General features: G+C 56.9%; 11 protein-coding genes and 1 riboswitch. Of the genes, 1 reads left to right on the plus strand and 10 read right to left on the minus strand.

Annotated elements, in window-relative coordinates; translation table 11 throughout:
* Positions 1–74 precede the first annotated feature (74 nt).
* The gene (locus AQ621_RS15475; RefSeq protein WP_058342150.1) at positions 75–1,808 is read right to left on the minus strand and encodes an ATP-dependent nuclease; all 1,734 of its coding nucleotides are present in this window, start codon (positions 1,806–1,808) and stop codon (positions 75–77) included.
* 411 nt (positions 1,809–2,219) lie between these two features.
* On the opposite strand from AQ621_RS15475, the gene AQ621_RS15480 reads away from it, so the two are divergent.
* On the plus strand, positions 2,220–3,023 hold the full coding sequence (locus AQ621_RS15480; protein ID WP_058342151.1) for an enoyl-CoA hydratase-related protein: 804 nt from the start codon (positions 2,220–2,222) through the stop codon (positions 3,021–3,023).
* Between the two features lie 50 nt (positions 3,024–3,073).
* On the opposite strand, the gene AQ621_RS15485 is transcribed toward AQ621_RS15480, so the two are convergent.
* The 9 genes from AQ621_RS15485 to atpA all read right to left on the minus strand — a co-directional run bounded on the left by AQ621_RS15485 (position 3,074) and on the right by atpA (position 17,011).
* Positions 3,074–4,132, minus strand: a complete 1,059-nt coding sequence (locus tag AQ621_RS15485; RefSeq protein WP_058342152.1) for a ribonucleotide-diphosphate reductase subunit beta — start codon at positions 4,130–4,132, stop codon at positions 3,074–3,076.
* A 29-nt stretch (positions 4,133–4,161) separates the two neighbouring features.
* A complete protein-coding gene (locus tag AQ621_RS15490) occupies positions 4,162–6,921 on the minus strand; it encodes a ribonucleoside-diphosphate reductase subunit alpha (protein WP_058342153.1) in 2,760 nt (919 codons plus the stop codon).
* 296 nt (positions 6,922–7,217) lie between these two features.
* A riboswitch (cobalamin riboswitch) is annotated at positions 7,218–7,438 on the minus strand.
* Positions 7,439–7,526: 88 nt separating this feature from the next.
* Positions 7,527–9,032 (minus strand): sodium/proton antiporter NhaB, encoded by a 1,506-nt coding sequence (nhaB, locus tag AQ621_RS15500; protein ID WP_058342155.1) that lies wholly within the window; start codon positions 9,030–9,032, stop codon positions 7,527–7,529.
* 217 nt (positions 9,033–9,249) lie between these two features.
* Entirely contained in the window at positions 9,250–11,082 is a 1,833-nt protein-coding gene (glmS, locus tag AQ621_RS15505) for a glutamine--fructose-6-phosphate transaminase (isomerizing) (RefSeq protein WP_058342156.1), read from the minus strand.
* Positions 11,083–11,111: 29 nt separating this feature from the next.
* Positions 11,112–12,476 carry a bifunctional UDP-N-acetylglucosamine diphosphorylase/glucosamine-1-phosphate N-acetyltransferase GlmU gene (gene glmU / locus AQ621_RS15510; RefSeq protein WP_058342157.1) on the minus strand — a complete coding sequence of 455 codons (1,365 nt, stop codon included), beginning with the start codon at positions 12,474–12,476 and terminating at the stop codon, positions 11,112–11,114.
* Positions 12,477–12,625: 149 nt separating this feature from the next.
* Positions 12,626–13,048, minus strand: coding sequence for a F0F1 ATP synthase subunit epsilon (locus tag AQ621_RS15515; RefSeq protein ID WP_058342158.1), 423 nt, complete (start codon positions 13,046–13,048; stop codon positions 12,626–12,628).
* A gap of 38 nt (positions 13,049–13,086) precedes the next feature.
* Complete coding sequence (gene atpD / locus AQ621_RS15520) at positions 13,087–14,481, minus strand: F0F1 ATP synthase subunit beta (RefSeq protein ID WP_058342159.1); 1,395 nt, start codon at positions 14,479–14,481, stop codon at positions 13,087–13,089.
* A gap of 54 nt (positions 14,482–14,535) precedes the next feature.
* Entirely contained in the window at positions 14,536–15,396 is an 861-nt protein-coding gene (gene atpG, locus AQ621_RS15525; protein ID WP_058342160.1) for a F0F1 ATP synthase subunit gamma, read from the minus strand.
* A 70-nt stretch (positions 15,397–15,466) separates the two neighbouring features.
* Positions 15,467–17,011 carry a F0F1 ATP synthase subunit alpha gene (gene atpA, locus AQ621_RS15530; RefSeq protein ID WP_058342161.1) on the minus strand — a complete coding sequence of 515 codons (1,545 nt, stop codon included), beginning with the start codon at positions 17,009–17,011 and terminating at the stop codon, positions 15,467–15,469.
* Positions 17,012–17,039 lie beyond the last annotated feature (28 nt).

Below are 17,039 nucleotides of genomic sequence, written 5' to 3' on the forward strand. Positions count from 1 at the left end.
CCCTGTAACGCCCGGCTCACGCGCCGGTTTGGAGCCGAAGAGCGGCGGAAAATCGGTCGCCGTGCAGCCGATTGTTAAGCCAGCTCCTCAACGGCCCCCCAGTGTATGCAGTTCTCTGGTAGAACCGATCCCTCCACACCAATCAGGTAATCGAGCAAAGCTTTTACTTTTGCGCGAACATTTTCATCCTCTCTAATCCGCACTAGCGCATTATATGGCTTCTCGTTTTTTACTTCTTCCCCGAAAAGAGCCGTTTCGAAACAGGTCTTGCAAGCAACGAGATTTACACTTCCGTCCTCTTCCTGTAAGTCTGCGATAGTACTATTCATACCCCAGGCAGGATTTTTCTTCCCATTAGCCGTAAGCTCCTCATCGGTATCGTGAAGAATGCAAAACGACTTAGAGAATTGTTTAAGCACTTTGGCTACTGACGGAATAATTCCTTTCCCCCTTGCCCTAATAATCTGAACATCACCATATTCATCTGGGTAGAACTCTTTTAACATCGAGAAAGCTGTATATTCAGTGTCACCCTCAACAATGACTTGTCTTCCACCAAAGAAAAACTCATGTACATAAGGATCACAGACATTCATCAACTTCAAATTTCTTTTATCATCTTCGTCCAGCTTGGCTCTTTCAGGACGATATAATGTTGTACTCTTAACCTCACTGTCTTCGTCTCGAAACACTCTGATTATGGTCGTATTGTCTTTCGACAAATCTATAAATATAGGAGAGTGCGATGTGATCATAACCTGCCAATTACCGCTCTCCGGTAAATCATAAAGGACCGACCTAGCCTCCCGAATAGCGGAAGGGTGCAGGCATATTTCAGGCTCATCCAGCAATAGCACATGTGGTCGAGAACCCTTTTTATCCTGAGATTCAGATAAGTATTTTAATGTTGCCCATAACAGAGTTCTCCTTGCACCACTCCCTTGGTGCTCAATAGTACTAAAGTAACCGTCTTCTGGCCCCATAAGAAGATCCGCATTACCTTTGAAGGGCTGATATGCTCCTTCAAGATCAGCTTCTGGCTTTGCATCGAATTTTATTTGGTGTTTAGGAAATAACTTGCTCAAATACTCGGATACTTCACTTTCGATCACTTTGATTTCGTCCTCGGTCGCTTGGACGACTTTTGTCTGAAGCTGCCGAATTCTATCTAGTATCAATTCATAATCGGACTGTTCTTGCTCAGGGTCTGACTTAATTTCTGATATTTTTTCCTTTAGCATGCTGGTAATTAGCTTGCTTATTTCAGCTGCTTGCTTTTCTGGTGTTGCGAAAGCATCTATCCTATGTGGAAGGGGGCGCCGAGAGTTAGCAACGTTCGGTGCTCCCCAAGGAACTTGATCATCCCAGTCATTTTTTTGAGTATCGAACCCTTGTCTCTTGGGGTCTTTATTTGGGCTGTCCCAAACCCATTTTTCACGGATTAACCACTCGCTATCTGCAGTGGGCTCAAGCCATCTTTCACCCGGTGCATCATCAAACACGATTGTATGCAATTCAATTGTAGGCAGATTTTCTGGGTCGACTTGCCCATTGGGGAAATCGTTTATTGTCAGTCTTCCATCCTTGGAGCCGTGGGACATTACAGTTTCATAAGCCCTCAAAATACTGCTTTTACCGACATTATTAGGCCCGACAAGAACAACGATGTCGTCAAGCTCGATCTCAACTTTCTCAGTCCCAATTGATCTGAAGTTATTGATCTGAAGTTTATGAAGACGAGGGCGAGGAGAGTTCCCTTCTTCATCGACAAGAGGAACCACCTCTACTGATTTCTTCTTAGCAGCCATGTTATCTCCTAGTAGGGGCTTAACAGTGAATTCTACGAACGAGTTCGTATATCCCGCATTCGTATAATTCCAACCAAAACGCGCCCGAAATTTTTAATTTTTCTAAACAAAAACAACAACCTAAGAAAACGAACCACGGCTACCGCCGGAGTTATACGCCCTGATTCGAGCCACCCCTGCTCCTACTTAGGGGCGTATAACTCCGCCCCTGAAAACACCACTTCCTAAACATATCAGAAGGTTACTAACTTTTCCCATGCATTTCCCCGGAGTTTTGCGAACGGGTTCGTATAACTCCACTGTTTGTTGGTTCATGCAGCACGGGCCCCTGGCCAAGGCGATCGAAGGTTCTTGGCATGGGCCAATCATAGGGAGACAATCGCCCTGAATTTACAGAACAAGGACTCCACGATGGCCAGCTTGCCCCAACTTACGGATGCCCTGCTCAGCCTGGAAAACGGGGTGGCCGTGCTGACCCTGAACCGGCACGACCTGCGCAATGCCCTCACAGGCTCCCACCTGATTGATGACATCGTCACCACAGCAGAGTGGGTCAACCACTGCCAGGACGTATCCGTGCTGGTGATCACCGGGGCGGGGTCGGCGTTCAGTGCCGGTGGCAACATCCGCGATATGGCTAACCGCAGCGGCGATTTCGCTGGCAATCCCGCTGAGTGTGCAGAGCGCTATCGCAAGGGTATCCAGCGTATTCCCCTGGCGATGCAGGCGGTGGAGGTGCCGGTGATTGCCGCGGTGAACGGGCCAGCCATTGGCGCCGGGTTTGATCTGGCCAACATGGCGGATATCCGAATTGCTGCGGACTCCGCCAAGTTCGGCGAGACGTTCCTGAATCTGGGCATCATTCCCGGCGACGGTGGCGCCTGGTTTATGCAACGGCTGATTGGTTACCAGCGTGCTTTCGAGCTGACGCTGACCGGCCGCATCGTAGGCGCCGCGGAAGCGAAGGAACTGGGCATTGTGATGGATGTGGTACCAGCCGATGAGCTGATGCCGGTAGCCCTGAAGATGGCAAGCAAAATGGCCAGCCAGCCGCCCAAAGCAACGCGGCTGACCAAGCGGCTGATGAAGATGGCCCAGCGCACCGAGCTGAAGGATTTCCTGGATATCTGCGCCTGTTTCCAGGGCATGAGCCACAACGAGCCAGAGCATCTGGACGCAGTGAACCGGATGCTGGAAGCCATGGCGCGGAAATAACCCTACCGGAGCTGCCCGACATATCGGACAGCTCTGCTCCCCCTACCTGCTTACCACTCCAGCTGAGCGCCGGTCTGGTATTCAATTACCCGGGTCTCAAAGAAGTTCTTCTCCTTGCGCAGGGTGGCTTGCTCGTCCAGCCAGGGCGAGACGTTTTTCGCCCCCGGGAACGGCTCTTCCAGCCCTACCGTGCGCGCCCTCCGGTTGGCCACAAACCGGAACTGCTCGGTGTGGTATTCCGCCGAGTAACCCATAATCGGGTCGCGCAGAATGTAGTTGGCGTAAGCCATCTCAGCCGCTTCAGATTCGTCCCACATGTCGCGCACGGCTTTGGGGTCAAAGCTGATGTTTTCTTCCTCCAAAATCTGGTTGACCACTTTCAGGCCGAAGGAGAAGTGCATGGCTTCGTCCCGCAGGATGTACTGCAGCTGTTCACCGGTGCCGCGCATCAGGCCCCGGCGCTGCAGGGCGAAGATGGGGCTGAAGCCGTTGTAGAACCAGCAGCCTTCAAACACGGCGGCGAAGAACAGGTAAGACATGATGAATTCCTGCAGGTCGTCCGGGTTGCGCAGGTTCATGTCGGAGCGCATGGCGGCATCCAGCCGGCGATTGGCCAGCTGGATCTTGCCGTTGATCTGGGGCACCACCCGGTAGCGGTTGTAGATTTCGCTCTGGTCCAGGTTGAGGGTTTCGATGCAGTGCTGGTAGGTCCAGGTGTGCAGGGCTTCTTCGTACACCTGGCGGGCCTGGTAGATTTGCAGCTCCGGGGCGCTCATTTTTTCCATCACCGCCAGGCCGATGTTGCGCATGGCCAGGATGTCGGAGGTTGTGAGGTAGGCCAGTACGTTTTCGTACACGTGCTTTTCTGCCGGGGTCAGGCGGTGGTGGTAGTCGTGGACGTCCTGGGCCATGTTGACGTCCAGCGGAGTCCAGTGGTTTTTGTTGGCGTTCATGAAGTATTCCCAGGCCCAGGGGTACTTGAAGGGTGCCAGTTGGTTGATGTCGGTTTCGCCGTTGATGACGCGTTTGTCGTCTACGTTAACCGGTGCCGGGCCTTCGGGGTTTGCGGCTTGCGGTGCGGGTTTTGATTCGTCGTCCCAGTTCAGCATGGTTCGCTCCTTTTAGATTGATTTGCCAGTTACTGACAGGCCTCGCAGTCCGGGTCATCGATGCTGCAAACCTGCGGCTGCGGGGCAGTCACCGGGGCGGTTTTTTCGGCGCCGGTGGCGCCCAGGGAGCGCAGGTAGTAGGTGGTTTTCAGGCCGCGTTCCCAGGCCAACTGGTACAGGGCATCAAGCTTTTTACCGCTGGGTTCGGCCATGTACAGGTTCAGGCTCTGGGCCTGGTCCAGCCATTTCTGGCGGCGGGCGGCGGCTTCTACCAGCCAGCGGGCGTCGATTTCGAAGGCGGTGGCGTAGCGGGCTTTGAGTTCCGCCGGTATGCGGTCGATCTGCTGCACGCTGCCGTCGAAGTATTTCAGGTCGTTCACCATCACGTTGTCCCACAGGCCTTCGGCTTTCAGATCCCGCACCAGTGAAGGGTTCACCACGGTGAACTCGCCGGACAGGTTCGATTTCACAAACAGGTTCTGGTACGCCGGTTCAATGGACTGGGACACGCCGACGATGTTGGAGATGGTGGCCGTGGGCGCGATGGCCATGACGTTGCTGTTGCGCATGCCGTGTTTGGCGATCAGCTCCCGCACCGGGGTCCAGTCCAGGCGGCTGTCGGTGTTCAGGGACAAGTCGCCGTCTTTCCTCGCCTCTTTTAAAAGAGCGATGGAGTCGAAGGGCAGGATGCCCTGCTGCCACAGGGAGCCTTCGTAGCTTTCGTAGGCACCGCGTTCGCCGGCCAGGGTGGCGGAGGCGCGGATGGCGAAGTAGCTGAGCTGCTCCATGGCCACGTCGGCAAACTCCACCGCTTCCGGGCTGGTGTAAGGCAGGCCGAGTTGGTACAGGGCATCCTGGAAACCCATCAGGCCCAGGCCCACCGGGCGGTGTTTGAGGTTGGAATTCCTGGCCTGGAGCACCGCGTAGAAGTTGATGTCGATAACGTTGTCGAGCATGCGTACGGCGGTGTTTACGGTGCGTTCCAGGCGTTGTACATCCAGCTCGCCGTCCTTGATGTGGGCCGCCAGGTTTACAGAGCCCAGGTTGCACACGGCGATTTCGTCGGCGCTGGTGTTCAGGGTGATTTCGGTACACAGGTTGGAGCTGTGCACCACGCCCTGATGCTGCTGCGGCGAGCGCAGGTTGCAGGGGTCTTTGAAGGTGATCCAGGGGTGGCCGGTTTCGAACAGCACAGTGAGCATTTTGCGCCACAGCTGCTTGGCCGGAATTTTCTTGAACAGCTTGATCTTGCCTTGCTCGGCCAGGGCTTCGTAGTGCTGGTAACGCTCGCGGAAGGCATTGCCGTACAGGTCGTGCAGATCCGGCGTATCGCTGGGGGAGAACAGGGTCCAGTCCCGGTCTTCACGCATGCGTTCGATCAGCAAATCCGGCACCCAGTTGGCGGTGTTCATGTCGTGGGTGCGGCGGCGTTCGTCGCCGGTGTTCTTGCGCAGTTCCAGGAACTCTTCGATGTCCAGGTGCCAGCTTTCCAGGTAGGCACAGACCGCGCCTTTGCGCTTGCCGCCCTGGTTGACCGCCACGGCGGTGTCGTTGACGACTTTCAGGAACGGCACCACGCCCTGGCTCTGGCCGTTGGTGCCTTTGATGTGGGAGCCGAGCGCCCGCACCGGGGTCCAGTCGTTGCCCAGGCCGCCGGCCCATTTGGAGAGCAGCGCGTTGTCTTTGATGGCCCCGTAAATGCCGTCCAGGTCGTCCTGCACGGTGGTCAGGTAGCAGGAGGACAGCTGGGAATGGCGGGTGCCGCTGTTGAACAATGTCGGCGTACTGGCCATGTAGTCGAAGCTGGACAGCAGGTTGTAGAACTCGATGGCGCGGGCGTTGGGGTCGTCTTCCCGCAGGGCCAGGCCCATGGCCACGCGCATGAAGAATACCTGGGGCAGTTCCAGTCGGGCGCCGTTCCAGTGCAGGAAGTAACGGTCGTACAGGGTTTGCAGGCCGAGGAATCCGAACTGGTGGTCGCGCTCGGGTTTCAGGGCTGCGCCGAGGCGTTCCAGGTCAAACGCGGCCAGGGCCTCGTCCAGCAGCTCATAGCGGATACCGGCGTGAACAAAGGCGCTCAGGGCCTGTGGATAACTTTCTGCAAGGGGTTGGTTGCGGGGCAAATCCAGCTCCTCGGCCGCCTCCAGCCGTAACTGTTCCAGCAACAGGCGGGCAGTGACGGCACTGTAGTCCGGCTCCCGTTCTATGCGGCCCCGGGCAGTCATGATCAGGGCAGACAATACTTCGGTTTCGGCAATGCCGTCGTACAGGTTACGCAGGGCTTCCTCCACCAGGGACTCGCCCTCAATGCCGTCCAGCCCGGTCGCGGCCTGCTCTACCTGCAGTTTCATCAAACCCAAATCCAGCGGCGCCACGCTGCCGTCGGCTTTTTTCACGGTCAGGTGCGGGTGCGCTTCCATGGGTTCTTCAATGGCGCGCTTGCGGGCGTGCTCTTCCCGGTACAGCACGTAGGCCCGGGCGACTTTCTGTTCTTCCGCTCGCATCAGGGCCAGTTCTACCTGGTCCTGGATGTCTTCAATATGCACCTTGCCACCGGCCTTCAGGCGCCGGCTGATGGCCTGCACCACTTGCTCGGTGACCCGGTGCACAGCGTCGTTGATGCGGGCGGAGCCGGCGGCCTGGTCGCCTTCTACCGCAAGGAAGGCCTTGGTAACGGCGACGGTGATCTTGGAAGGGTTAAAGCCAACGAGGGTGCCGTTGCGTTTGATGACCTGAAGGGATTCGGTAGCGGCAACCGCCGGGGGCTCGGGGGACAGGATGGCAGACATGGGACTTCTCCTTGTGTACGCGTGGTGGTGCAGCCTTTGCGTTTGGGAGAAGGGGGAGGTTTTTGCCACGGAAGGACACGGAAAAATGAAAAGAAAGGGACTGTTTTGCCACGAAATCCACGAAAAAACACGAAAGGAAAAGATAAAAAGCTTTTTTCTTTTCGTAGTAAATCTTTGTTCGTGTTTTTTCGTGGATTTCGTGGCAAAAAAATCAGTAAGTCTTTTCTTTCCGTATTCTTCCGTGGATTTCGTGGCAAAAAAACCAAAACCCGCCTGCTCACCTTTATAAACGCGAAGGTGCAGTGTCTATCCCCGGCAGGTCTTCGGACTCAGGGGCGTGAACCTGTTGGTTCGGCCTTGCGTGGCGACTTCCCGGCGCTTACCAGTGTCTTTATGCCACGCTTGTTCCCCAATACCGCTGCGCGTCAGTTCCGGATTCTCACCGGATTCCCGACTACCTGAGTGATCACGCTTTGATCACAATATATGGTAGTCAACCAAGGACTTGGTCACTATATACAGACTATGCAGCAGAAACAAGAACGCCCGTGGAGCTTTGTGAAAGCGGCACGGGCGTCAGATGAGGCTGTTATCGGGGTCGAGAATCAGAACGCGTGGGTCACCATGTACAGGCCTACGCCACCCATCACCACTGTGTACGGCAGCGCCATAATCACCATCTTGCCGTAGGACAGGCGAACCAGCGGGGCGATGGCGGAGGTGAGCAGGAACAGGAACGCGGCCTGGCCGTTGGGGGTGGCCACGCTGGGCAGGTTGGTGCCGGTGTTTATGGCTACAGCCAGGGTCTGGAAGTGGTCAAAGCTGATGGCGCCGGCATCCAGGGCCTGTTTTACTTCGCTGATGTATACGGTGGCCACGAACACGTTGTCGCTGATCATGGACAGCAGGCCGTTGGCAATGAAGAACATGCCCGGTTGCTGGCCTTCCGGCAGGCTCAGTACGTATTCGATGATGGGCTTGAACAGGTGCTGTTCGTGGATCACCGCCACGATGGCAAAGAACACCACCAGCAGTGAGGTGAACGGCAGGGATTCCTGGAAGGCTTTGCCGATCTGGTGCTCGTCGATCACACCGGTAAAGGAAGTGACCAGGATGATCACCAGCAGGCCGATCAGCCCCACTTCAGCCACATGGAAAGCCAGGCCCAGCACCAGGATCACCGCGGCGGCTGCCTGTACCCACAGGGCGGCCTTGTCGGACTTGGTGCGGCTGGCTCTTTCATTATCGGCGTATTCCTGCAACACCTGGCGTACCGGCTTGGGCAGGCGACCGCCGTAGCCGAACCAGCGCAGCTTCTCCAGCGCCCAGCAGGTAAACAGGCCGGCAATCAGTACCGGAATACTCACCGGTGCCATATGCAGGAAGAAGCCCACGAAATCCCAGCCAACCACCTTGGCGATCAGCAGGTTCTGGGGTTCGCCAACCATAGTGGCCACGCCACCGAGGGCGGTACCAATGGCACCGTGCATCAACAGGCTGCGCAAGAATGCCCGGAAGTTTTCCAGGTCTTCCCGGTGCAGTTCCACCACTTCGGCATCGCTGTTGGCATTGTGGTCTTTCTGCTGGTAACCCTTGCCGGAGGCCACCTTGTGGTACACCGAGTAAAAACCCACCGCCACACTGATGATGACCGCGGTTACCGTAAGGGCATCCAGGAATGCTGACAAAACCGCTGCGGCACCACAGAACAGCAGCGAGAGCGCCGACTTGGAGCGCACCCCCACCAGTATCTGGGTGAAGGTGACCAGCAGCAGTTCCTGCATGAAGTAGATACCTGCCACCATGAACATCAGCAGCAGGATAACGGGGAAGTTGATCAGTACTTCGTGATACACCGCATCGGTGTTGGTGAGCCCGATCAGCAACGCCTCCACGGCCAGCAAACCACCCGGCAGCAGGGGATAACACTTCAGGGCCATGGCCAGGGTGAAGATGAATTCGCCGATCAGTAACCAGCCCGCCACCGTGGGCCCGAATACCGCCATCACAATCGGGTTGGCAACCAGGAACAGGATAATGACCTGTTTGTACCAGACTGGAGCCTTACCTAGGAAATTCTGGGTGAAACCGGAAAAGACGCTATCGGGCATTGCTGAAATTCTTCTTGAAGTAGTGGCCGGGGAAGTATGCAACAGGCAACTGTTACCTTCCTTGATATATATGCATAGGTTACCCAGCCGGGGGTTGATCAACGCTCCGTACTTAAACGTACGGCGGGGCCAAAAACTTGCTTCAGGTCATCTGAAAACAAAAAAGCCCCCGGATGCTGGTGAGCATAACGGAGGCTTTTGGCACGGGTGACCGTGCTTATTCCACCGTCACACTCTTGGCCAGGTTACGGGGCTGGTCTACGTCGGTGCCCTTGATAACAGCAACGTGGTAAGACAGCAACTGCAATGGCACGGTGTAGACAATCGGCGCGGTAATCTCGTGTACCGACGGAATCTGCATCACATGGATGCCCTCTTCCGCTTTCACCTGTGCGGCCTTGTCGGCAAATACAAACAGCTCGCCACCCCGGGCCCGGACTTCTTCCAGGTTGGACTTCAGCTTCTCAACCAGGTCGTTGTTCGGTGCCACGGTGACCACCGGCATCTCGCTGTCCACCAGCGCCAGCGGGCCGTGCTTGAGCTCACCGGCCGGATAGGCTTCGGCATGGATGTAGGAGATCTCTTTAAGCTTGAGCGCCCCTTCCATGGCCACCGGGAACTGGGAGCCACGGCCCAGGAACAGGCTGTGGTGCTTGTCCATAAAGGCCTTGGACATTTCTTCGATGTCTGCATCCAGTGCCAGCACATCGCTGACCTGCTTCGGCAGCTGGTGGATAGCAGCCACGATCTCCGCTTCCTTCTCTTCGCTCAGGCCGTTGTGACGGGCCAGGGCCAGGGTGAAGATCAGCAGTGCGGTAAGCTGGGTGGTGAACGCCTTGGTGGAGGCTACGCCAATCTCGGGGCCGGCCTGGGTCATGATCACCAGGTCGGATTCCCGCACCAGGGAGCTGCCCGGTACGTTGCAGATGGCCAGGGCCGCCCGGAAACCGGCTTTCTTGGCCTGGCGAAGTGCGGCCAGGGTATCGGCGGTTTCGCCGGACTGGGAGATGCACAGGAACAGGGTATCCGGCTGGATCACGTGCTTACGGTAGCGGAACTCGGAGGCGACTTCCACGGAGCAAGGGATGCCGGCCAGGTCTTCAATCCAGTAACGGGCCACCATGCCGGCGTGGTAGGAAGTACCACAGGCGATGATCTGCACATGGCGCACGTTTTCCAGCAGGTTGGCGGCGTCGGTGCCCAGGGCCTGTTCCAGCACACGGCTGTCGGTGATGCGGCCTTCCATGGTGGCCTTGATCACTTTCGGCTGCTCGTAGATTTCCTTGAGCATGTAGTGGCGGTATTCGCCCTTGTCGGCGGAATCGGCACCGTGCTCGAAACGGGTAATGGCGCGCTCTACGGCTATGCCTTCGCGGTCATGGATCTCGATGCTGCCTTTGCGGATGTCGGCAATATCGCCTTCTTCTAGGAACATGAAACGGTCGGTCACCGGCAGCAGGGCCAGCTGATCGGAAGCGATGAAGTTTTCACCGATTCCCACACCAATTACCAGCGGGCTGCCCTGACGGCAGACTACCATGTGATCCGGCTCATCAGCGTGGACAACGGCCAGGGCATAGGCACCGCGCAGGCGATCCAGGGCGGTTTTCACCGCCTGGTACAGGCCGCCACCGGCCCGGTAGTTTTTAGCGATCAGGTGCGCCACTACCTCGGTGTCGGTCTGGGACGTGAACTCGAAGCCCTCGGCTTTCAGTTCGTCCCGCAGTTCCTGGTAGTTTTCGATGATGCCGTTATGAACGATGGCCAGGCGGTCGCCAGACATATGCGGATGGGCGTTGAGCTTGGACGGCTCGCCATGGGTCGCCCAGCGGGTGTGGGCAATGCCCACATGGCCGGCAACCGGGTTCGCGGCGATGGCGTCTGCCAGGGCAGCTACCTTGCCCACTTCCCGGGCCCGCTGTACCTGGTCGGCGCTGCTGATCACGGCCATACCGGCGGAGTCGTAACCCCGGTATTCAAGGCGGCGCAGGCCCTCCAGCAAAATACCCTGGACGTCCCGTTCAGATACCGCTCCTACAATCCCACACATGCTGTTGTCACCTGTTCGTTAATCGGTCTTTACGCTTTTTTCGGCCGTTCCCAGCCGGAGATGTTTCGCTGCTTGCCGCGGGCCACGGCCAGTTCGCCTTCACTGATGTCCCGGGTGATGGTGGAACCGGCACCGATGGTCGCCTGGTCCGCAACAGACACCGGGGCCACCAGCGAGGTGTTGGAACCCACAAATACGCCATCGCCCAACACCGTCTTGTGCTTGTTCACGCCATCATAGTTACAGGTGATGGTGCCTGCACCAACATTCACATTCCGGCCCAGTGAGGCATCGCCCACGTAGCTCAGGTGGTTGATCTTGCTGCCCTCACCCACCACGGCTTTCTTGGTTTCCACAAAGTTGCCAACCTTGGTATTGGCAGCCAGCTCGGTGCCCGGGCGCAGGCGGGCAAACGGGCCAATCTGGGCGTTGGCACCCACCACGGCACCTTCGATGACGCTGTTGGCTTTTATCTCAGCGCCATCGGCAATGGTGGCATCCTTGATCACGCAGTTGGGCCCGATCACCACGTTGCTGCCAAGGCTTACCTTGCCTTCGAACACGGCGTTGACGTCAATCCACAGGTCGTTACCAATGGTCAGCTCGCCGCGAACATCAATGCGGGCCGGGTCGGCCAGGGTGGCACCTTCGGTCATCAGGCGCTCGGCCTGCTGGCTCTGATACCAGCGTTCCAGCTCGGCCAGCTGCAGGCGGTTATTCACACCCTGCACTTCAAACGGGTTCAGGGGCTGCGAAACCGTGACCGACAGGCCGTTATCCACAGCCATGGCAATGATGTCGGTCAGGTAGTATTCACCCTGGGCATTACTGTTGGATAACGTCGGCAACCAGCTTTTCAGGTGGCTGGCCGATACCGCCAGGATGCCGGTGTTTACTTCGTTGATATCCTGCTGCTCGGCGGTAGCGTCTTTCTGCTCAACAATCGCCTGAACCTGCCCCTGGTCGTTACGGACAATCCGGCCATAACCGTGAGGGTTGTCCATATCCACGGTCAGCAGGGCCAGGTTGCTGTCGTCCAGGTCACTGACCATGGCCTCCAGGGTGTCTTTACGGGTCAGCGGAACATCGCCATAGAGTATCAGTACCCGGGCGTTATCCGGCAGGTCCGGCAGGGCCTGGGCCACGGCATGGCCGGTACCCAGTTGTTCGGTCTGGAGCACCCAGTTCACCGAGTCGTCATGCAGCGACGCCCGTACCTGGTCCGCGCCATGGCCGATCACCGTGTGAATTTTCTCCGCGCCCAGTTGCTTTGCGGTGTCGACCACATGGTGCAACATGGGCTTGCCGGCTACCGGGTGCAATACCTTCGGCAGGGCGGATTTCATCCTTGAACCCTGACCGGCGGCCAGGATCACAACGTGTAGCGGGTTCATGGGGCGTACAGCTCCAAACTCTTTATCCGGTAGAAAATAAAAAACCGCGTCCCGGCGGAAACCCCTCTGTTTCCGGTAGGAAACACAGAGCCCTCCACCTGAGGATGCGGTTCACTGTCAGGCCAGTCCGGGCACTGACGCAAGCCTGCTTAACGCAGGTTCTTGCGCAGTTTCTGGATGGTACGCAGCTGAGCGGCGGCTTCTGCCAGCTCGGCGGCGGCCCGGGAGTACTCAAACTCGCCTGTCTTATTCGCCAGTGCCTTCTCGGCTTCCTTCTGGGCTTCCAGTGCTGCGGCTTCGTCTACATCTTTTGCACGAACCGCAGAATCAGCCATCAGGGTAACCAGGTTAGGCTGCACTTCCAGGTAGCCACCTGAAACGTACAGAATCTCCTCGGTGCCACCCTGCTTGATGATCCGCACTGCGCCCGGCTTGAGCGCAGACAGCAGCGGAGCATGGCCAAACTGGATACCAAGCTCACCCTCGGTACCGGTGGCGATCAGCATCTCCACCAGACCGGAGTAAATTTTTTCCTCGGCACTTACGACGTCACAATGTACGGTCATAGCCATTTCTTACGCCTCTTGGGTCAGAAAGGGAAGAAGGAGGTTTACTTGCCTTCTTTCTCTTTCATTGCCTTAGCCTTCTCGATTGCCTCTTCGATACCACCGCACATGTAGAAGGCCTGCTCCGGCATGTCGTCGTAGTCACCGTTCAGGATACCTTCGAAGCTGGCGATAGTTTCCTTCAGAGACACGTACTTACCAGGGGAACCGGTAAATACTTCTGCTACGTGGAACGGCTGAGACAGGAAGCGTTCGATCTTACGCGCACGGGAAACGATCAGCTTGTCGTCTTCTGACAGCTCGTCCATACCCAGGATCGCGATGATGTCTTTCAGTTCCTTGTAACGCTGCAGAACGTTCTGAACGCCACGGGCAACGTTGTAGTGCTGCTCACCAATCACCAGCGGATCCAGCTGACGGGAGGTGGAGTCGAGCGGATCGATCGCCGGGTAAATACCCTTGGAAGCGATGTCACGGCTCAGTACCACGGTCGCGTCAAGGTGCGAGAAGGTGGTGGCCGGAGACGGGTCAGTCAAGTCATCCGCCGGTACGTATACCGCCTGGATAGAGGTGATAGAGCCAGTCTTGGTGGAGGTAATACGCTCCTGCAGCTCACCCATTTCCTGGGCCAGGGTCGGCTGGTAACCTACCGCTGAAGGCATACGGCCCAGCAGTGCGGATACTTCGGTACCGGCCAGGGTGTAACGGTAGATGTTGTCAACGAACAACAGTACGTCACGGCCTTCGTCACGGAACTTCTCGGCCATGGTGAGACCGGTCAGGGCCACACGCAGACGGTTTCCAGGGGGCTCGTTCATCTGGCCGTAAACCATGGCAACCTTATCGAGAACGTTAGACTCCTTCATTTCGTAGTAGAAGTCGTTACCCTCACGGGTACGCTCACCAACACCGGCGAATACAGAGAGACCGGAGTGCTCTTTCGCGATGTTGTTGATCAGTTCCATCATATTTACGGTTTTGCCTACACCGGCACCACCGAACAGGCCAACCTTACCACCCTTGGCGAACGGGCAGATCAGGTCGATAACCTTGATACCGGTTTCCAGCAGGTCGGCAGACGCTGACTGGTCGGCGTAGCCCGGAGCTTTGCGGTGAATACCCCAACGCTCTTCTTCACCGATTTCGCCCTGCTCGTCGATGGGACGACCCAGAACGTCCATGATCCGGCCCAGAGTCTTGGTACCAACCGGTACAGAGATCGGCTTGCCGGTGTTTTCTGCTTTCAGGCCACGCTTCAGGCCCTCGGTGCTGCCCATGGCGATGGTACGAACAATGCCGTCACCCAGCTGCTGCTGGACTTCCAGAGTTGTTTCGCCACCTTCAAGCAGCAGTGCGTCGTAAACGCTTGGCACGGAGTCACGTGGAAATTCCACGTCGATAACCGCGCCAATGATCTGAACGATGTGTCCGCTACTCATGCTCGGTTCCTCGTTATCTAGTAGTCAATAAAACCAGTAGGTTTGTGAGCGCTATCAAACAGATGCGGCGCCGCTCACAATCTCCGAAATCTCTTGTGTGATCGCTGCCTGACGGGCCTTGTTATAGGCCAGCTGAAGCTCGTCAATGATGCTGCCAGCGTTGTCGGTGGCGCTCTTCATAGCGATCATCCGGGCGGCCTGTTCACAGGCCAGATTCTCTACCACACCCTGATACACCTGGGATTCGATATAACGTGGCATCAACCCGTCAAGAATCGGACGTGAGTCCGGCTCGTAGATATAATCCCACTGGCGACCGATGTCTTCATCGGAACCTTCCGGCAGAGGCAACAACTGCTCTGACTTCGGGCTCTGGGTCATGGTGTTGACGAACTCGTTACTGATCAGGAACAGGCGGTCGATCTTGCCTGCCTCGAACGAATCCAGCATCACCTTGACACTGCCAATCAGCTTTTCCGCACTCGGGCTGTCGCCCATGTGGGTCAGGGCTGCAACCACGTTTCCGCCATAGCTGCGGAAAAAGGATGCGCCTTTCTGGCCAATGGCACAGATATCAGTCTCAATACCTTTCTCTTTCCATTCACGCATTTCGCGCACGAGCAGCTTGAACGCATTGGTGTTCAGGCCACCACACAGGCCGCGGTCAGAGGAAACTACAATGTAGCCTACCCGCTTGACCTCACGCTCCTGCATGAACGGATGACGGTAATCCTTGTTGGACTTAGCAATGTGTCCGATTACCTGACGCATCTTTTCGGCATACGGGCGAGTTGCCTGCATCCGATCCTGAGCCTTGCGCATCTTACTCGCCGCCACCATTTCCATGGCGGAAGTGATCTTCTGCGTGCTCTTGATGCTTCCGATCTGGTTACGTATTTCTTTTCCGACGGCCATAAGTCACTGCCTTTTCAAGTTAGACACTCAAAGGGACCAGCAAGCCCGCACATTGGCGGGCCCGGTGGATTTACCAGCTCTGAGTGGTCTTGAATTTCTCCAGAGCAGCTTTCAGGCCGGCAGCGATGTCGTCATTGAAGTTACCTTCAGGGCCGATCTTGTCCAGAAGCTCTTTCTGCTCGGAACGCATCCAGTCCAGCAGCTGTGCTTCGAACTTCACAACCTTGTTTACTTCAACATCGTCCAGGAAGCCTTCGTTGGCTGCGAACAGTGAAGTGCCCATTTCCGCAACGGTCATCGGGCTGTACTGGTTCTGCTTCATCAGCTCGGTTACGCGCTGACCATGCTCCAGCTGCTTACGGGTTGCTTCGTCAAGGTCGGAAGCGAACTGGGCGAATGCCGCCAGTTCCCGGTACTGGGCCAGGGCCAGACGGATGTTACCGCCGAGCTTCTTCATGATCTTGGTCTGGGCTGCACCACCTACCCGGGATACGGAGATACCGGCGTTCATGGCCGGACGGATACCGGAGTTGAACAGGTTGGTTTCCAGGAAGATCTGACCATCGGTAATGGAGATTACGTTGGTCGGTACGAATGCAGAAACGTCACCAGCCTGGGTTTCGATGATCGGCAGTGCGGTCAGGGAACCGGTCTTGCCTTTCACTTCACCGTTGGTGAACTGCTCAACGTAGTCAGCGTTTACGCGGGAAGCGCGCTCCAGCAGACGGGAGTGCAGATAGAAAACGTCACCCGGGTATGCTTCACGTCCTGGCGGACGACGCAGCAGCAGGGAGATCTGACGGTAGGCAACGGCCTGCTTGGACAGGTCATCGTATACGATCAGTGCGTCTTCACCGCGGTCGCGGAAGAACTCACCCATGGAGGTACCGGAGTACGGAGCCAGGAACTGCATGGCTGCAGGATCCGCGGCACCGGCAGCAACCACGATGGTGTGGTCCATGGCGCCGTGCTCTTCCAGCTTGCGCACTACGGCGGCAATGGAAGACTGCTTCTGGCCAACGGCAACGTAGATACACTTGATGCCGGTGTGCTTCTGGTTGATGATCGCGTCGATCGCAACCGCAGTCTTACCGATCTGGCGGTCACCGATGATCAGCTCACGCTGGCCACGACCGATGGGAACCATGGTGTCGATGGCTTTCAGACCAGTCTGAACCGGCTCATCAACGGACTGACGAGCGATAACGCCCGGTGCAACCTTCTCGACCGGGGAAGTCAGGCTGTTGCCCAGCTCGCCCTTGCCGTCGATCGGGTTACCCAGACCGTCTACAACACGGCCCAGCAGTTCGTTACCAACCGGTACTTCCAGGATACGACCGGTACAACGTACCTTCTGGCCTTCAGCCAGACCTTCGTAGTCACCCAGAACAACCGCACCAACAGAATCACGCTCCAGGTTCAGCGCCATGCCGTAAGTGCCGTTGGCAAATTCAATCATCTCGCCGTACATAACGTCGGCCAGACCGTGGATCAGTACGATACCGTCAGAAACAGACAGGATCGTACCTTCGTTCTTAGCTTCGGAAGAGATATCGAGGTTCTCGATTCTCTTCTTGATGATGTCACTGATCTCGGATGGATTCAGTTGCTGCATGCCTTTGTCCTCAAACCTTGTGCTGAAA

The sequence above is a fragment of the Marinobacter sp. P4B1 genome (assembly GCF_001447135.1).
Classification (GTDB): domain Bacteria; phylum Pseudomonadota; class Gammaproteobacteria; order Pseudomonadales; family Oleiphilaceae; genus Marinobacter; species Marinobacter vinifirmus.